At 70.2% G+C, this 447-nt stretch carries 1 protein-coding gene; it reads right to left on the reverse strand.

What is annotated here, in order from left to right:
- Window positions 1–401 (reverse strand): phage tail tape measure protein (locus tag RMT89_RS41165; protein WP_315888869.1); only part of this gene is annotated, 401 nt, incomplete at its 3' end.
- Between the last annotated feature and the right edge of the window lie 46 nt (window positions 402–447).

Raw genomic sequence — 447 nt, forward strand, 5'->3', positions numbered from 1 at the left:
CCCATGGCCTTACCAGCTCCTGCGGCGAGCAGGTCCGCGACATGCCCAGCGTCCTTGCCCTTCAGCTTGAACTGGACGAGGGCGGCGGATGTTGTTTCAGCGGCGTCGGCGACGCTCAGCTGGCCGGAGGCAGCGAGGTTGAGTGCGCCCCGCAAACCGCCCGACAGGATGTCAGCGGTGGACACGCCAGCCTTCGCCAGCGCCGTGATGCCGTCGGCGGCTTCGGTGGCCGAGAAAGCAGTGTCGCGCCCAGCGTCGAGCGCGGCCTTGCGGAGGCCGTCGATCTGCCCCCGTGCCTCCTCGCCAGTAGCGGCAACCTCCGCCATGGACTGCTCGAACGACGCTGAGGCGCGGACGGCCATCGCGACCCCAGCCATGGCGGCTACGCCCAGCCCGATCATGGCGGTACCTGCGCGACGCCACCCCTCCGTCTGTGACGCCTTCGCG

Source organism: Streptomyces sp. P17 (assembly GCF_032436805.1).
Lineage (GTDB): Bacteria > Actinomycetota > Actinomycetes > Streptomycetales > Streptomycetaceae > Streptomyces.